This is a genomic window from Pseudomonas sp. W2Oct36, from assembly GCF_041060465.1.
GTDB lineage: Bacteria > Pseudomonadota > Gammaproteobacteria > Pseudomonadales > Pseudomonadaceae > Aquipseudomonas > Aquipseudomonas graminis_B.
Map to the genome: position 1 here is coordinate 135,580 of NZ_JAUERW010000001.1, position 15,890 is coordinate 151,469.

At 54.8% G+C, this 15,890-nt stretch carries 12 protein-coding genes and 6 pseudogenes; 10 read left to right on the forward strand and 8 right to left on the reverse strand.

The features are described 5' to 3' along the window. Nucleotides 1–10 precede the first annotated feature (10 nt). A pseudogene (locus QWI18_RS00585) lies at nucleotides 11–1,152 on the reverse strand (IS481 family transposase). Nucleotides 1,153–1,235: 83 nt separating this feature from the next. Beyond that, a pseudogene (locus QWI18_RS00590) lies at nucleotides 1,236–1,546 on the reverse strand (transposase); the annotation flags it as partial. A gap of 384 nt (nucleotides 1,547–1,930) precedes the next feature. On the opposite strand from QWI18_RS00590, the gene QWI18_RS00595 reads away from it, so the two are divergent. From QWI18_RS00595 to QWI18_RS00605, 3 genes and pseudogenes are all read left to right on the forward strand, one after another. Then, a complete protein-coding gene (locus QWI18_RS00595) occupies nucleotides 1,931–2,728 on the forward strand; it encodes a hypothetical protein (protein ID WP_369317907.1) in 798 nt (265 codons plus the stop codon). Between the two features lie 310 nt (nucleotides 2,729–3,038). Next, on the forward strand, nucleotides 3,039–3,350 hold the full coding sequence (gene tnpB, locus QWI18_RS00600; RefSeq protein ID WP_369317908.1) for an IS66 family insertion sequence element accessory protein TnpB: 312 nt from the start codon (nucleotides 3,039–3,041) through the stop codon (nucleotides 3,348–3,350). Further along, a pseudogene (locus QWI18_RS00605) lies at nucleotides 3,307–4,478 on the forward strand (IS66 family transposase); the annotation flags it as partial. The gene tnpB and the pseudogene QWI18_RS00605, both read left to right, overlap by 44 nt. A 44-nt stretch (nucleotides 4,479–4,522) precedes the next feature. Here QWI18_RS00605 and QWI18_RS00610 read toward each other — a convergent pair. Continuing rightward, nucleotides 4,523–5,421: pseudogene (locus QWI18_RS00610) on the reverse strand (IS30 family transposase); the annotation flags it as partial. 741 nt (nucleotides 5,422–6,162) lie between these two features. Here QWI18_RS00610 and QWI18_RS00615 point away from each other — a divergent pair. Next, on the forward strand, nucleotides 6,163–7,584 hold the full coding sequence (locus tag QWI18_RS00615) for a sugar porter family MFS transporter (protein WP_369317909.1): 1,422 nt from the start codon (nucleotides 6,163–6,165) through the stop codon (nucleotides 7,582–7,584). 114 nt (nucleotides 7,585–7,698) lie between these two features. Here QWI18_RS00615 and QWI18_RS00620 read toward each other — a convergent pair whose 3' ends face one another. From QWI18_RS00620 to QWI18_RS00630, 3 genes and pseudogenes are all read right to left on the reverse strand, one after another. Then, the gene (locus QWI18_RS00620; RefSeq protein WP_369317910.1) at nucleotides 7,699–7,971 is read right to left on the reverse strand and encodes a transposase; all 273 of its coding nucleotides are present in this window, start codon (nucleotides 7,969–7,971) and stop codon (nucleotides 7,699–7,701) included. Continuing rightward, nucleotides 7,929–8,305: pseudogene (locus QWI18_RS00625) on the reverse strand (transposase); the annotation flags it as partial. The pseudogene QWI18_RS00625 and the gene QWI18_RS00620, both read right to left, overlap by 43 nt. Then, nucleotides 8,298–8,831 (reverse strand): hypothetical protein, encoded by a 534-nt coding sequence (locus QWI18_RS00630; protein ID WP_369317911.1) that lies wholly within the window; start codon nucleotides 8,829–8,831, stop codon nucleotides 8,298–8,300. The pseudogene QWI18_RS00625 and the gene QWI18_RS00630, both read right to left, overlap by 8 nt. A gap of 70 nt (nucleotides 8,832–8,901) precedes the next feature. Here QWI18_RS00630 and QWI18_RS00635 point away from each other — a divergent pair, with 70 nt between their 5' ends. After that, entirely contained in the window at nucleotides 8,902–9,183 is a 282-nt protein-coding gene (locus tag QWI18_RS00635) for a hypothetical protein (RefSeq protein ID WP_148279879.1), read from the forward strand. A 925-nt stretch (nucleotides 9,184–10,108) separates the two neighbouring features. Here the strand turns inward: QWI18_RS00635 and QWI18_RS00640 are convergent. After that, the gene (locus tag QWI18_RS00640; RefSeq protein ID WP_369317912.1) at nucleotides 10,109–10,330 is read right to left on the reverse strand and encodes a hypothetical protein; all 222 of its coding nucleotides are present in this window, start codon (nucleotides 10,328–10,330) and stop codon (nucleotides 10,109–10,111) included. Between the two features lie 375 nt (nucleotides 10,331–10,705). Between QWI18_RS00640 and QWI18_RS00645 the strand changes: the two genes are divergently transcribed. From QWI18_RS00645 to QWI18_RS00665, 5 genes and pseudogenes are all read left to right on the forward strand, one after another. After that, nucleotides 10,706–11,737, forward strand: a complete 1,032-nt coding sequence (locus QWI18_RS00645) for a diguanylate cyclase (protein WP_369317913.1) — start codon at nucleotides 10,706–10,708, stop codon at nucleotides 11,735–11,737. A 211-nt stretch (nucleotides 11,738–11,948) separates the two neighbouring features. Then, on the forward strand, nucleotides 11,949–12,641 hold the full coding sequence (locus tag QWI18_RS00650; protein ID WP_369317914.1) for a hypothetical protein: 693 nt from the start codon (nucleotides 11,949–11,951) through the stop codon (nucleotides 12,639–12,641). Nucleotide 12,642: 1 nt separating this feature from the next. After that, on the forward strand, nucleotides 12,643–13,596 hold the full coding sequence (locus QWI18_RS00655; protein WP_369317915.1) for a tyrosine-type recombinase/integrase: 954 nt from the start codon (nucleotides 12,643–12,645) through the stop codon (nucleotides 13,594–13,596). Between the two features lie 139 nt (nucleotides 13,597–13,735). Then, the gene (locus QWI18_RS00660) at nucleotides 13,736–14,935 is read left to right on the forward strand and encodes a sensor histidine kinase (RefSeq protein WP_369317916.1); all 1,200 of its coding nucleotides are present in this window, start codon (nucleotides 13,736–13,738) and stop codon (nucleotides 14,933–14,935) included. Nucleotides 14,936–15,085: 150 nt separating this feature from the next. After that, a pseudogene (locus QWI18_RS00665) lies at nucleotides 15,086–15,217 on the forward strand (integrase); the annotation flags it as partial. Between the two features lie 107 nt (nucleotides 15,218–15,324). On the opposite strand, the gene QWI18_RS00670 reads toward QWI18_RS00665, so the two are convergent. Further along, nucleotides 15,325–15,642, reverse strand: a complete 318-nt coding sequence (locus QWI18_RS00670; RefSeq protein ID WP_369317917.1) for a hypothetical protein — start codon at nucleotides 15,640–15,642, stop codon at nucleotides 15,325–15,327. Between the last annotated feature and the right edge of the window lie 248 nt (nucleotides 15,643–15,890).

Consider the following 15,890-nt stretch of genomic DNA (forward strand, 5'->3'; position numbering starts at 1 on the left):
GTGGACGGTTTCAAGGCTTTGGCTTGCGCCCGCGCAGATGTATCTCGCAGAGCTTGTGGTGGCTGAAGTAGACGTCAAAGCACCCGTCCGCAGCCCCCTTAGGCCTTACAGCGATGGGCAGCACTCTAAGCGCTTTCGAGACGGGAATCAACTCGCCTCGAAAACGAGCGTTACCATGAAAGTGCACTTTGACAACCGTGTCTTCTGGACCGTACTCAAGCTCTGGAAGTGTTTCCGGATACGGCCTTGGACTCATTCGGTAGTGGGTCGCTGGCGTTGTCATCTGGAGAGCCTGGTGTGGCCTTTGGTGGTTATAGATGTTCCGCCAATCGTCGAAGGCAAGCTGGGCTTCGCTGAGTGACCGAAACGCTCTTTCTCGGAGAACCTCTGCCTTCGGTGAGCGATGAAAGCGCTCATCTTTACCGTTAGTTTGTGGATGCCACGGGCGGCTGAACGTGAGCCTTTTCCAAGACGAACCAGCCAGACTCCGAGCTGAGATAGCTCTCCTGGCACTCGGGGGGACCCCCATGGCCCGCCGTTGTCGGTATTGACCTGAACGGGCATACCATAAAGTCGAAATACATCCATCAAGCGCTCTTTGACCGTGGCATACCGTTCGTTGCCGCACGCTTGAATCGCCAAATTAAACCGTGAGTGATCATCGAACACCGTCAAGGGATGGCACTGCCCTTGAGATGTAGGGAAATATCCTTTGAAGTCCATTTGCCATAGGTCATTAGGAGCGTCGTGAACAAACCGGCGCCATGCTTTGCCAGCGTCAGAGGCTTCAGGCGATATCAATTGGTATCTGTGCAGTATCGAAGTCACGGTGCTCGGTGCGACTTGGGGGCCACCGAGATCTTGTAGTCGCCGGCTAATTTTCCGACCTCCCCAAGCAGGATGCTGGACGCGCAGCTCCACGACCTGCTTTTCAACGCTCATCGCAGATTGGTTGGGGCTCGTTTTTGGGCGTCGTGAACGATCCTCCAGGCCTTCTAAACCATCTGATTTGAAGCGGGACAGCCATTTGTACGCTGTCTGAGGGCTGATTTTAAATCGTCGGCAAAGCTCTCGACGGTTGGCGCCATCTTGCAGCGCTAAAGCAACAAACTCCTCGCGTAACGTCATGATGTCTTTCTCATCCCAAGGCATGGTCATGGCTCCGGCAGTCTGTGCTGCCGGAGAGTGTCCACCATGTCTTAGCACAGCTGTCACCTATGTCGCCGGTTTATACAGCGATCAAAGAGTCGGGGAAAGCCAGGTGGGTGTTTGCCTGGCATGGCGCGCAGCGGGATCACCGTGTGCACTTGGTAACAGTCGCAGTAATGACGCAGGTGTTCTGCGTCATAGCCCTTTTCAGCCGGTAACCAGCGACTACGCTTGCGTGGTCGCCTCGGCTTACCGGGAGTTCGACCTGATCCAACAGCGATTGGGCGTGTGCGATATCGCTGACTTGCCTCGACGAAAGGATGAAGCGTAAGGACATGCCATTGGCGTCGCAGACCATGTGGATCTTAGCAGTAAGGCCGCCCCGACTGTGTCCCATACGCCAATACGTTCGTACAAAACCTAATCAAAGTGATGACGCAAGTGATGGGTTGGCATCATAAGATGCCCACAACTAATTCAATAGCTCAGTCTCGCGCTAAGCTTTCGAGACCGCCCTTACGTTAAGTCATTGACGATGGCTGAAATTCGACTGGAAAGCTGGTCAAGGCCCAATTTCAAAGCTGGTACGGGTTCCCGAATAGGGCTCGTAATGCAGCCTCTCGCCTCTTACAATATGGAGATGGCAATTTGCCCCAAAAAAGCTTGCCATGTTGCTACAAGGCTGCCAAGCTGTTAGGTGAGAACGGGAATTAAAGTAAATTCTCAGGGCATCTAAATCCGAAATATGTTTCTTAGCTACCCTAAAAACGGAGAAGTCGACATGAACCAAGAGGTTTTGACTAATGATTTTGTAAGATGGAACTGGGAAAGCTCTAACTTTATAACCTCCCAGATTATTCCAGGGTTGAATGACTTCGACAAGTCGACTGGCAATTTCTTTCACCCGCTTATAAATAGCTTTTCCAGTCTGTTCTCTACTATAAACGTACAACAATCCAATTTGGTAGCATTTGCTTCAGATTCGGTCGACGTCATCAACCACACGAAATCCATCGTGGACGCGCTCAGCGATGGCGTCGTCGACACGGATGAAAATACGCTTATCATTCAGTCTCTGGACAGCCTAGGTAAGACATCTGATCACATGAACGGGCTGGTGGCCAGTAGTGCCATTGCTTCCGTAAACTACATTGATGGAACGCTAATTCCCGTACTAGACCATTTGGCAGTTGTGTCTGCGCTGATTGGGGACGAAGTGGGTCTGGGAATAAACGCGTTCATCAAATCATCCGCCACCTACGTATCAAGTGTGACGAAAAACGCTATAGAATCTACTCAAGACATTACGAATCTCAGCGCCGTAGTCAAAGAGCTTGGCTCCAGTTATGATGAGCAGACTGGAACCCTTGATATTCTTAGGCTAACCGAGAACATTACAAAGCTGAGCGATACCGTAAATACCTCTATCGATCATTTTGGTAAATTATTTACGGCTACCCATGCAGTGAGTGGCGATTATACAATAGACCAGGCTGCATCGGCACACAATTTAACCCCTATAGCTGTGGTAGGTATTTCGGATCACACTGACATGTTTCCTCACGCGCATGTTTCATAGCACATCTAGGGAAGGTCTGAAGTAGGCGTCTATTCCTGACGTCCTCTTGGCTTGAGGCTCAAAAAACGTTCGCGCAGTCAGAAAACCAGACCTTTTCCGCTGTTAACTCATCGCTTTATCTTCAATTGTGTCCTTCTCAAGGCGGTCTACCGCATTACAGGGGCACTTCTCCCATCGTCAGCAACCGCTTTCGAGCTATCCAGAGGTTCGACAGGGCAAAAAGTGTGTAAGCGCTCCATGAATCTCATATTCCAAGCGCTTATCTGATGCTTGATGCTGTGCTCCCGATTCTGTCAGGGCCCCTTTTGCCATGATGCGACCCGATGTAAAAGTCGAAAAAGTCTATCTCTATCCCAAGCCCGCCGACTTCCGAAAATCCATTGACGGCCTCGCTGCGTTGGTCGAGTTGGATATCAAGGTCGCGGTCTTTGACCCAGTGCTTTTTGTCTTCCTCAACAAGCCGCGCAACCGCGTGAAGATCTTGTACTGGGAACGCAACGGCTTCTGCCTTTGGCTCAAGCGCCTGGAGTCCGAGCGTTTTAAAACATCGCCTGACGTTACGGATGAAGCGATTGTCCTGCCGCAAGCACGCCATCGGCGAGAAGATCAGCGAGCAGCTTGAAATCGTCCCGCTGAAGATCCGCGTCATCAAACACGTCCGCAAAGTTCATGGTTGCCGCGACTGCGAAGCCCCTCCGATCACTGCGGAAAAGCCAGCTCAGTTGATTGAAAAAAGCATGGCCAGCCCGAGCGTTCTGGGGATGTTGCTGACCACTAAATATGTGGACGGCTTGCCGCTTCATCGATTTGAAAAAGTATTGGGTCGCCACGGCATCGATATCCCGCGCCAAACCTTGGCTCGCTGGGTTATCCAGTGCGGCGAGCATTTCCAGCCGCTATTGAATTTAATGCGCGATAGCCTGTTGGCCAGCCACATCATCCACTGCGATGAAACCCGGGTGAAGGTGTTAAAAGAGCCTGGCCGTGAGCCGAGCAGCCAGTCATGGATGTGGGTGCAAACCGGCGGCCCGCCGGACAGACCAGTAATACTTTTCGACTACTCTACCAGTCGAGCGTAGGAGGTACCGACGCGCCTGCTCGAAGGCTATCGCGGTTACGTCATGACCGATGATTATGCCGGTTACAACGCACTGGGCGCTCAAGCTTGCGTTGAGCGTTTAGGATGCTGGACTCATGCACGTCGAAAATTCGTTGAAGCACAGAAAGTGCAGCCCAAAGGTAAAACGGGGCGCGCGGATATTGCGCTGAATCTGATCAACAAGCTTTATGGCATCGAACGCGACCTAAAAGCTTGCAGTGAGGATGAACGCAAGATCGGTCGTCACGAACATAGTCTGCCGATACTGGCTCAGTTGAAAAGTTGGATCGAAAAGACGCAGCCACAGGTCACCGCTCAGAATGCCCTGGGAAAGCGATCAGTTACCTTGCAAATAACTGGAGCAAGCTGGAGCGATACGTCGAGGAAGGCTCTCTGCCGCTCGACAACAATGCCGCTGAACGCGCTATCCGCCCCTTTGTGATCGGGAGAAAGAACTGGATGTTTAGCGACACGCCCAAGGGCGCAACGGCCAGTGCTCAACTTTATAGCTTGGTCGAGACTGCCAAAGCCAACGGCCAAGAGCCCTATGCGTGGCTGCGCCACGCACTCGAACGCCTGCCAAAGGCGACTTCGGTTGAGGATTACGAAGCCTTGCTGCCGTGGAACTGCTCACCCGCAACGCCTAGCTGAGCGCTCTACCAATTTTGATTTCGGTGGGGTTTATGGAGCGCTTACGTACCTTTGGGCAGGTACTGGCGAATCAAACCGTTGACGTTCTCGTTACTGCCGCGCTGCCACGGGCTATGTGGATCGCAAAAATAAATCGCCACCCCCGTTTTCTGGGTCAGTTCAGCATGTTTGGCCATTTCACGGCCTTGGTCATAGGTCATAGGTCATAGGTCATAGGTCATAGGTCATAGGTCATGCTTTTACGGACTTCCAGCGGCATGCTGTTCAACGCCGCGCTGAACCCCTCCACCGCCGAGGTTGCGGTAGCATCGCGCGTTTTGACCAGGATCAAATAACCACTGGAGCGCTCAACAAGCGTGCCCACCGCCGAGGCATTGTCCTTGCCCTTGATCAGATCGCCCTCCCAGTGGCCGGGCATTTGCCGGTCTTCGATCTCGGGCGGACGCACGTGAATGCTCTCCATGTCCGGAATCTGGCCGCGCCGGTCAACGCCGCCACTGCGCGGTCTGCGGGTGCTTTTTCCTTGGCGCAGACACAGGATCAGCTCCTTGCGCAACTCGCCCATAGGCAGTGCGTAAATGGCATTGTAGATGGTTTCAGGGCAGACGTAAGCTTCTTCAAAATTGATTTTCATGCGACGCAGCTTGCCCGCGATTTGCTCGGGAGAAAAGCCTTCTCGAAGCAAGCAGACAATCAGCTCGAATCGCTCATTGCCGGGCACCAGCTGTCTGGCGGGACAGCAGACTTTTCGACGTTCACGAGTAAAAGCCTGGGCTTGGCAGGCCGCATAGCTCGCGTTGATAACCTTATTTCTTCTCATCTCGCGGCTGATGGTGGACGGACTGCGCCCCAACTGACGGGCGATTTCGCGCTGGCTGATGCTCCGATATTGCCCGATTTGAATGAATACGCGTTCCTCAATACTGAGTTCGGTATAAGACATCGCCGCACTTTACCTGAGGTCGAGGTGTTGCACTCAGTTTTTGCAGCCGTCGTTCTTCATGTTGGAAACTACCCATTCAAAATATTCACTGGGGCGGTACCACCTGTTCCCTGCGCCTCTTTAGTACGTTTCCCATTCGGGTTATTTTTCACACGAGGATTTCCATGTAAGAAGCGAGCGAGCAGCGGTGATGCTTTTTTAATAACGAGGAAATGGATTTTCTGGATCTTGGAAATTCTAGAAGCTCTTGATGGCACTCAATGAGCGAATAATTTTCCTGTCATGATGCATTGTAGGCAGTAGAGCCTCTGAATCCCCCCCCGAGATGGGTATCGTTCGCTTCAAGGCAGGGCCAATTTCGGCTTTTCTCCACTTTCTGCTATCCATCGTGAGGGTGAAGGACCTACTTACATCTAACATGCGCCGTGCTTTTTATCGAACGTCTAGTGAGCCCGTCGACTCGACACCGACGATTTGGCTCAAGTCTATTCGAAACTTCTGGCGCTTTTCGCTGAAGTGGGCCTGTCGAGTATCCAAGGGAGATAATGCACTGGGAAAGCCGCTGCCGATTGTTTACAATGGCCGATTGATGCTCAGTGCTACTGAGCATTATGCCTTCGTTCTCAGATCAAATTCCTGACCCTTCGATGAGCTGACGTCCTTTATTGCTGCCGCACCCTTAATGCGCTCGATCTGGTGCACTTATTCCAGTGGCGCAAGTGTCTTGACAGAGGAGCATCTGTGTCTACTCCACCGCAATCCCTTTCCGGACAACAGCCCCAACCTCAGGGCAATCTTTCCCCCTCCAATTACATGATCTTCGTTGCCTTCGTGGCTGCCATCGCCGGCGGGCTCTACGGCTACGACACCGGCATCATTTCAGGGGCCCTGCTGCAGATCAGCCGTGACTTCGGCCTCGATCACCAGGCTCAGGAACTGGTTACCGCGTCCATCCTCGCCGGTGCCGTGCTGGGCGCCGTGGGCAGCACTCGCCTGTCTACGCGCCTAGGCAGACGCCGCACCATCATGCTGGTCGCGTTGCTATACATCGTCGGAGTGCTGGCCTGCGCCTTTGCGCCCACCGCTTTTTGGCTAGGGGCCTTTCGCTTCATGCTGGGGCTGGCGGTGGGCGCCTCGACGCAGATCGTGCCCATGTACATCGCCGAACTGGCACCGCCGGACAAGCGCGGACGGCTAGTGGCCTATTTCAACGTGTCCATCGGCATCGGCATCCTCCTGGCGGCCGTGGTCGGTTACGTGCTGCAGGAATCCTGGACCTGGCGCTGGATGATCGGTGCGGCCGCCGTGCCGGCGTTGATACTGCTCCTGGGCATGCTCTGGCTGCCTGACAGCCCGCGCTGGCTGGTGGAGACCGACCAAGTGGCCGAGGCGCGCGAAACCCTCGAACAGGTACGGGAGACATCCCGCGAGGTGCGCAGGGAGATCGCCGAGATCCGGGCGGTCCAAGAGCGACTCGAAGACGCCCCCACGGGTTGGGCGGCGCTGCGGCAGCCATGGTTGCGGCCCGCCCTGATCGCCGGACTCGGCGTCGCGGCGTTCACCCAGCTGTCGGGCATCGAGATGATGATCTACTACACGCCGACCTTCCTTGCCGAGGCTGGCTTTGGCCATTCCTCGGCGCTGTTGGCGGCATTGGGCGTGGCCATAACCTATCTAGTCATGACCTTTGTCGGCAAGCTTGTGGTGGACCATGTTGGTCGCCGGCGGTTGACGCTAGTGACTATGCCCCTGGCGGCCATCGTGCTGCTGACCCTGGCTGCCGTCTTCCGCTGGCAACTGGGTGGCGAACACCATGGCGGCTTGGTGGTGACATTGCTGCTGCTGTTCATGGTCTTCAACTCGGCGGGTATCCAGATCATCGGCTGGCTAGTGGGCTCGGAAATCTATCCGCTGTCGATCCGTGATCAGGCGACTGGCGCCCACGCCGCTATGCTCTGGGGCTCCAATCTGCTGCTAACCGGGACCGCGCTATCGTTGGTCAGTATTCTGGGGGTAGGAGGCGCCATGGCGTTCTATGGTCTGCTCAACGTCCTGGGCGTGCTCTTCATCTTCTTCTTCGTACCGGAAACCGCAGGCCGATCGTTGGAAGAAATCGAAACCTCGCTGCGCCAGGGCACCTTCCTCAAGCGCTCCGGGCGTTAAGGATGGTCTGATCAACACTACCAAATGACGAGACATGTTACATCGGCACGCTGAGCTGCGCTCAGACGTTGGAATCTCCATCGTTTTCGGCGCTTTTTCGCGCAATTTCCCCGATCACAGGCACATCTCGGACACGACAAGCAGCAATTGCTTTCGCTTCATGCACAGGTTCGACAGCGCAAACAGCGTCAGTACCTGTGCCGTGTTCTTCGCCAGGCCGCGATAGCGTACATTGACGTAACCAAACTGGCGTTTGATCACCCGAAATGGATGCTCAACCTGGAGCGAACCTGAGCTTTGGCTCTCTCGATCTTGCGTATTGCTTTGTACAACACGCTGCGTTTTCCGTGTTTCTTGTAGGTGCTGCGCCGGGCTGCAACCTGCCATATGACTTGGCGTCCAGCATGCTCTTTGCGCTTCGCGACACCGGTATAGCCTGCATCGGTGCAGACCACGTTCTCAGCACCGTGTAGCAGTTTGTCGACTTGGTCACGTCCGCCACGTTGGCCGCAGTGACCACCACGCTGTGCACCAGCCTCGAGTCATCGTCGACACCAATGTGCGCTTTGGCACCGAAGTAATACTGGTTGCCCTTCTTCGTTTGGTGCATTTCCGGGTCGCGTTTACTGTCCTTATTCTTGGTCGAAGTGGCGCATGAATCAGCGTGGCATCGACGAGGTGCCTTGTTGCAGTGACAGGCCATGCTGGCCCAGTTAGTCATTGATCACGCCGAGAATGCCAGTGGCCAACTCGTGTTTTTCCCGCAGGCGACGGAAGTTGAGAATGGTGGTTTCGTCTGGGATTCGCTTCAGGCGAGGGTCGGTCATCAGCATGGGCATGCGAGTAGCAGAGACAGCAGCTGAAAAAGGATCTCCGCTTTGTACGGCAACTCCGGCTGGATGGGCATCGCGCCATGCTTTTAACTGAGCGTCGTGCTCTTTCCAATCGGCATCATCACCCCCGGCAGGAAGATCCGGCGGGCTGATGTGGTAATCCAGCAAATTGCCCTGCCATTCTTCCGCCTGGGCACGACTAGGGAACGCACGAAGTGGAACGGGCTCTGGCCATGTTTGATGCCGGTTGCCATGACCATAAAAAAAATGACTTGCGGAGTATCCATGGTCGCGTTTTCCTATTTGGATTTGCTTGGCAAGCGGGTATAGGCGGAAAGCGGTAAATCTGACCCTAATCAAGCATCCCAGCTGCGGCGTGGCAGCGCAGTTTCCGGTAGCCTTGACGAAGGCCAAGGCCTGACTCTTCCAAGATCGATTAGACTAGTAAATTGTTCAGCAACATCCTTAACCATGGGAAGCCCTGATGAAAGCACTGTTATTTATTCTCTCTTCAGCTTTGATCGCAGGCTGTGCGCAATCTAAGCCAGCTACTACAGTCCTTCATTCTTATGGCAATGACGGCTTACCGAGCGCCGAGGTCACCGCCTTTCAGGCGGCTGATGCGCGACTCAAGTATCAGAAAGCGCGCATTGAGTACGACCCCAAGGGCTGCGCCCGTTACCAAGGTGTTGCACCTGATGGACAACTCCGTAGCGAACCGCTGCTTGATGCCCGATCACAGCCAATCTGTGCGAAAAATCTTTGAGCTCAAAAATTCGAATGGCTCAGAACTCTGTCGTAGTCGAGGCTACCGACGACCATTGAGCTTAGCCCGCACTATGTGGGCTGCCGAGTCGAGCGAGGTTTTCCTTTGCACATGGCCTCGGTAAGGCGAGCTTGAAAAATACCATCACGCCGAACCCCAATAGACCAGGAAACTCGACCGCTCCAATGCTCTGTGGATTACTGGTGTATCCGCCTCCCCTCCGTACCATTCAAGATCGATGATCACGGGAACAATCCCAGCTATTGCGGCTTCTAGGTGACGCGACTCTCTGATCCAAGTTGCTAATGGAACAACATCACATCGCGCTCTGGCAAACGGTCAGTGACGGATGCAACGCGGATCAGGTGCTTGAATTGTCCAGATCGAAGCGAAGTAGCGCGGCGGGTGGTCATGCGGCCTCTCTGTCAGGATTGCACGGGAATCGTGCTGGATCTGGAGAGAGTCAGGCCAGGGCCTCCTAACAAGGGTATCAGCAGGCCCTACCTGGTGTTCACGGAAAATTGGGATTTCCCGTCCTTCTGCAGCCGCTTTCTCGTGAGTCAGTTGTGGCCTTCCACAGAAGGCCCCAGACTTCACGCAAAGTCCGGGGGACTATTTAACGGATATCCCGTTCTACGCAGCTCACAGGCAGCATAGATCATTGCCCCGACCAACTCCCTAGGGTCAGCCAGACAAGCGGTTACTATGCTGTAACAGCATTAGCTACAACCTAAATGCCTAACTCACGCACCTGACGAATATAATCGATCGTGATCGCCGCGTTGTGCTTTGCAAATGCAGCACTCAGGCGAGGCGGATCGATTCCACTAGACCACCCTACTTGCTCGGTGATGCGTTCGTGTGTCCTGGGCATGGAATGGACGCTTACTTCGATTCATACCTGGTCCACTTGCTGTGGCAGACGCTAGGCGTAGGGTACGGATGGCAATTCCCAGCCTCTTAATTCCGCGTCGGCCTCGGCCATCAGCACTTTCTGCTGTGCTGCGCTGATCCGGCCGCCGTCCAGCAGAGCCTGACTGTAGCCGCGAATGGCCGCATGCATTTTTTCGCAGCAATCGTAAGTCGGAGAGGTGTGTAACTCCGCGATGTCCTGGCGGGCGTGTTCCATTGCTTTTTTAGGCGTCATGCCAAACTCCTGTCTGGGCTATATCCAAAGCGGTTTTGCTCGATACGATATTAAGCCACAACGAAGAAGATGGCAGAGTGCCACTCGTCACCGATTGGTTCTGCTGGGTTGGCAACGCTGAGCCATGATTAGTTGGCCTGCGGGAATGACCGTAAATCAGGCGTGTATTTATGGTGATGCGGGCGAATAGACGCGGCACGTCAATCTGCAATTTATGATGGATGCGCAGCGTCGAAACAATGAGTAAGCACAGGTTTAGAGAGGATTAACTGATCGTTTGAATTGAACTTAGCATTACACCCTCGGTCGGATGGTGGCGCAAGGCTACCAAATACGAGCTACCATGCCCGCCGATCACCTGCAGACGATAAATTCATGACCTCAAAAACAGGATCTTTTGCCAAACGCTTGTACTTGCCGCGGGCGCTAGGTTCTGCTGTTGGGTTCTGGGCAGTTGCCGCAGTGCTGTACACCCTCCCTACCCCAGCCTGGATATGGGGCCTTCTGGCCTTCCAAGGCTTTGTCTGGCCTCATCTAGCGTTCTTGCTGGCTCGCAGGAGCGCGATACCCTATATCGTTGAACGCCGTAATTTGCTTGTCGAATCGGCCTTTGGCGGGTTGTGGGTGGCTGCTATGCACTTCAATCTGCTTCCCACAACCTTGCTAATTTCCATGCTGTGCATGAACAGTATTGCGGTAGGGGGGCCTCTATTACTTCGTTTATCGCTCGCGTCGCTGACGACTGCTGTGTTGGCCTTCACTGGCCTCTTAAACCCGGGATTTGCGCCGGAGACGACCCCTCTACAGGTTTACGCCTGTATACCAATGCTCGCCGTGTACCCACTGGCGGTCGGAGGCGCTGCCTACCACTTAAGCGCAAAACTAGCGGCGCATAAACGTGCATTTCGTGAGCACAGCCGAACGGATATGCAGACTGGCTTACTCAACCAGAGCGCTTGGCGCAGCATCCTTGACGAAGAATACGAATTAGCCAAGCGAGGCCTTGCCCGCTCTGCAGTGGCACTAATCGATCTGGATCATTTCAAAGCGATCAATGATGGGTATGGCCATCTGGCAGGTGACGCCGTCATCAAACTTTTCAGCGAGGTACTGGCCAAGGTAAAGGGTCCAACCGATACTGCCGGGCGGATTGGCGGAGACGAGTTTGGACTGATTATCCGCGGATCGAACATTCAACAGATTCGAGCCACTCTCGCGAGACTGCAGCAACGTCTCCAGCAGACTTTTAGTGAGCGGCTCGACGTCCCAGCCGTGTCGCTCAGCATTGGGTTTGCCGAGTTCAGCGTCCATGATGATAGCGCTGAGAATTGGTTGAGGGCGGCGGATCTGGCGCTTTATGAGGCCAAGGGTCAGGGCAGAAATCAGATCGCCGCTGCATATGCCTGATTGGGCTTCATCAAATATTCGTCATGCTTCCTGCAGTTCAATCAGCTAAGCCACTGGTATCACTGAGACCAAGTCCACGTATCTGAATTTCTTTCGTGCGGCTTTTGTGGGGTCCATTTCTGCCTGCAGGGAACTGAGCGTGTCGGCCTCGTGGACAAACAACTGAGTCTCCCCTTCAAATTCGTTATCGTTAATTAGCTGAGAATTCTTGATGGGTACCACTGAACCGTTTCAAATGCGCGATGGTTGGATCCTCGAGGACACCATGGTGGACACCTACGCAGAAATTGCCGAGGAGGCGTTTGCTCAGTTCTTATCGGAAAAAGCCAGCCCTGTGATTCGCCCAGAGCTGGAACATGACGCTGCTGCTTACCATGAGCACGAAAAAAGAAAGAAAATGATGGGAATTAAAACCATCGTTTTCTCCGCCATGACCCTTGAAGCTGCGGCGTATGAATTTGCGACCCTCCAGCTAGGCGAGCACTTTGCAAAAAAGTACCTGGACAAGCTGGATGTAGTGGGCAAATGGCTAATCATTCCGCGATTGGTTTGTGGCCGATCCCTTCGAGAGGATGGCCCAGCCATCAATGGACTTAAAGCATTGATAAAGTCACGCAATGCGTTGGTCCATCACAAGTCCAAAGAATGGGACAGTAGGATCAAAGCCAGCGATACGCTGAATGCGATAAAAGAGCAGCGAGCGCAGTTTGAAAATGTCCAGGTTCCCATCGCGTTTAAAACGCTGATCCTGCTTTCGCTGGAATTGAATGCGGTGCTACAAGCCGACGGTCCTCTCCCATCCTTTGAGGATAGTTGGATACACCCTACCCCATGCGATCCGCTCGTAGCGCAAGTGATCCACCGCTGTCGCGAGGTTCATCGCGATAACTGGCGAGGGCTGTGACGTGACTGAAATTGTTACCCAGCAGGGACGCCGGCTAACCGCTGCGGAATTTCAGCACTTGGCCGCCGTGCCGGCCGCCGTCGAGTGGTTTGCCAATATCGACAACCCGCGCACGCGGCGTGCGTACCAGGGCGACCTGGAGGACTTCTGTCATTTCGTAGGCTTAGCGACTGCAGACGAATTCCGTTCGGTGACCCGAGCGCACGTGCTCGCCTGGCGCGCCGATCTGGAGCGCCGGGGCCTGGCCGGCGCAACCATTCGCCGCAAACTGGCGGCGCTGGCCAGCCTCTATGACCACCTGCTCAACAGCAATGCGGTCACCGGCGGCAATCCGGTGCATGGCGTCAAGCGACCCCGAATCGAAACCAATGAAGGTAAAACGCCGGCGCTCGGTGATCACCAGGCTAAAGCCCTGCTCGATGCGCCAGATCCGGACACGCTCAAAGGCAAGCGCGATCGGGCGCTTCTAGCGGTGCTGCTGTACCACGGGCTACGCCGCGAAGAGGCCGCGCAGCTGATGCTCGCCGACCTGCAGGAGCGTCGAGGCATCAAGCACCTGCGCATCCACGGCAAGGGCGGCAAGCTGCGCTTTCTGCCGTTGCATCCGGTGGCCGCTGAACGCATCTACATCTACCTAGAAGCATCCAGCCTTGATCAGCAGGACGGCAAGACTCCCCTCTTCCACCCGCTGCGCGGCCGCACCACGGGCGGAGGAATCAGCGCCGATGGCATCTACGCAGTGGTAGGGCATTACGCCAAAGCTGCGGGGATAGAGGTTGCGGGGCTGGGGGTGCACGGGTTGCGTGCTACAGCGGCAACGAATGCCCTGGAGCACGAGGCGGATATCGCCAAGGTGCAGGTCTGGCTGGGCCACGCCAATATCAGCACGACGCGGATCTACGATCGCCGGCAGAACCGGCCAGAGGACTCACCCACGTTCAGGGTGAAGTATTGAGGTGTGTGTGCAGCGCGGAAAAAGTGAAAGGTTTAGGTAACGTTACCATTAATAGGCAGGCAGCAAAGCCAAGCAGGCTGCGGGTGACGTCAACCCGGGGCTCTGCTCACGAAGGGAACCCACGTCATAGAGGTCATTGATGTCCGCTGATCATTACAATGCTGCGCCCGTCCCCCCAGAGCAAGGAGCGGCCAACGCCGAAGAGTTGGCTTACCGACTCCGTCAACAGCAGCTGACGGCAGATTTTGGACTGCTCGCCTTGAAAAACCACGATGCAGCGCTATTGCTTCAGGAGGCTACCCGTCTGTGTGCAGAGGGCATGTCCACCCTGCTCTGCAAGGTCATGGCCTTTCAGCCGCAACAGGGCGACTTTCTAATGATCGCCGGTGTGGGCTGGGAACCTGGATACGTTGGGCATGCACGCGCTGGAGCCGATCTGGAAAGCCCTGCGGGTTTCGCTTTTCAGACAAGACGAGCGGTCATTTCAAACCACCTGCAGGCAGAAGCCCGTTTCCCCACACCACGAATCCTGGCTGACCACAACGTGAAGCGGGCGATCAACGTGGTTTTACTAGTCGCGGATGAGCCCTATGGCGTACTCGAAGTGGACAGTCCGCTCGATGGCCGATTCACCGACGCTGATCTGGCATTTATGCAGGGCTTTGCCAATCTCCTAGGCGTTGCGTTGGAACGTCAGAGCTATGAAGACGCACTGCGGGCTAACGAAGAGCAATTACGGCACGCCCTTGAACACCAGCATGTGTTGATGCAGGAGGTAAGCCATAGGGTCAAGAACAGCTTGGCGATTGTGGCGGGGTTGCTGCGCGTGCAGAGCAACAACTCTCCGTCCGCAGAACTTCGCCAAGCACTCGGCGATGCAGAAACGCGCGTATTGACCATTGCGCAACTGCATGGCCGTTTGTGGCAAACGGGCGAAGTGCGAAGCCTGAATCTGGAGGATTTCCTGAGGGAACTTTGCGAGAAATTCAGCAGCTCTGCGTCAACCAAAATCCTGACGTACGAAGCTCCTCCGGTAATGATTCCCACAGATGACGCAATTCCTCTAGGCTTGCTAGTGAACGAGCTGGTCACCAACGCAGTGAAATACGCCTCTCCACAGAAACCAGGCGATGTAAGCATCAGCATCAAGCCCACCGGCGACCGTCTCCGATTGGAAGTACGCGATCATGGCCCGGGGCTACCTGAGGATTGGCAGCAAAGAAAACCCGCTAGCCTAGGCATGAAACTCATCTCTCGCTTGAGCAGGCAGCTGGGAGGTGAACCTCAATGGGAAAATGCTCTTCCTGGCTCACGCTTTACTCTGGAATTCTCTGCTTGATTATTCCGAGGTTCTGCCGGATTGCCTCAGACTTTCTATGCCGAAACATCAAACAATGGTTCACGATTTTCAAAAAATCGCGCGATGGTGTTAGCAGTAATTCTTCAGCAAAGAAATCATGTAATTATCGAGCGCAGCCTGCTCGCATATGCCCTGGAGCACGAGGCGGATATCGCCAAGGTGCAGGCCTGGCTGGGCCACGCCAATATCAGCACGACGCGGATCTACGATCGCCGGCAGAACCGGCCAGAGGACTCACCCACGTTCAGGGTGAAGTATTGAGTTGTGTGTGTGCAACGCGGAAAAGTGAAGGTTTTAGGTAACGTTACCATTAATAGGCGGGCAACAAGGCAAAGCGGGGTGCGGGTGAAATCAACCCGGGGCTCCGCTCACGCCGTAAGGATCTTGCCGGTTTTGCGGTCCAGTATTCGATATGGCGAATCGTCCTTCCCCTCTGTAGTCCGCGTGAGATCTGCCAGAGCGGCGGACTTCGTCTTGTAAGTCCACTCTGATCCCATTCGAAACCATTCGCCGTCAAAGCCACTTCGACCCTGAAGTTCATAGCGCGCCTGCGCTGCAGCTTTTTTAGAGCCAGACGGCTGAGCAGCGGCTAAAAACCGTTCAAGCTCACGGACACGTGCTCGAGCTTTTTCGCCAAGCTCGAATTCTACCCGGGCTTTCATCTGCGCATCTTCCAGCTCGTTCATCAGCTGGAGCACCTGTGCGCGCAAGGCCATGTTCTCGTCCAAGGCCTCGACGGTATTTTTGGTAACGTTACTATTAATGCGCTAACGGTACTGACGTTGAATGGTCGCCCGGGGTAGCGCTTTGCCGGTCGATGGCCGGCCTGGCTTGCGCTTTGCAGGGGCAGCCTGGGTCAATGATGCTGGAGGTGCTTCGGGGATGTCGGCCATGATCTGGGATCTGACGCAATTGAGGTGAGGTAACGTTACTA

Coding starts and splice junctions, on each gene's coding strand:
- QWI18_RS00595 (WP_369317907.1), top strand. CDS start 1,931: ATGAACCAAGAGGTTTTGACTAATGATTTTGTAAGATGGAACTGGGAA.
- tnpB (WP_369317908.1), top strand. CDS start 3,039: ATGATGCGACCCGATGTAAAAGTCGAAAAAGTCTATCTCTATCCCAAG.
- QWI18_RS00620 (WP_369317910.1), bottom strand. CDS start 7,971: ATGGCAGGTTGCAGCCCGGCGCAGCACCTACAAGAAACACGGAAAACG.
- QWI18_RS00635 (WP_148279879.1), top strand. CDS start 8,902: ATGAAAGCACTGTTATTTATTCTCTCTTCAGCTTTGATCGCAGGCTGT.
- QWI18_RS00640 (WP_369317912.1), bottom strand. CDS start 10,330: ATGACGCCTAAAAAAGCAATGGAACACGCCCGCCAGGACATCGCGGAG.
- QWI18_RS00645 (WP_369317913.1), top strand. CDS start 10,706: ATGACCTCAAAAACAGGATCTTTTGCCAAACGCTTGTACTTGCCGCGG.
- QWI18_RS00650 (WP_369317914.1), top strand. CDS start 11,949: ATGGGTACCACTGAACCGTTTCAAATGCGCGATGGTTGGATCCTCGAG.
- QWI18_RS00660 (WP_369317916.1), top strand. CDS start 13,736: ATGTCCGCTGATCATTACAATGCTGCGCCCGTCCCCCCAGAGCAAGGA.
- QWI18_RS00670 (WP_369317917.1), bottom strand. CDS start 15,642: ATGAACGAGCTGGAAGATGCGCAGATGAAAGCCCGGGTAGAATTCGAG.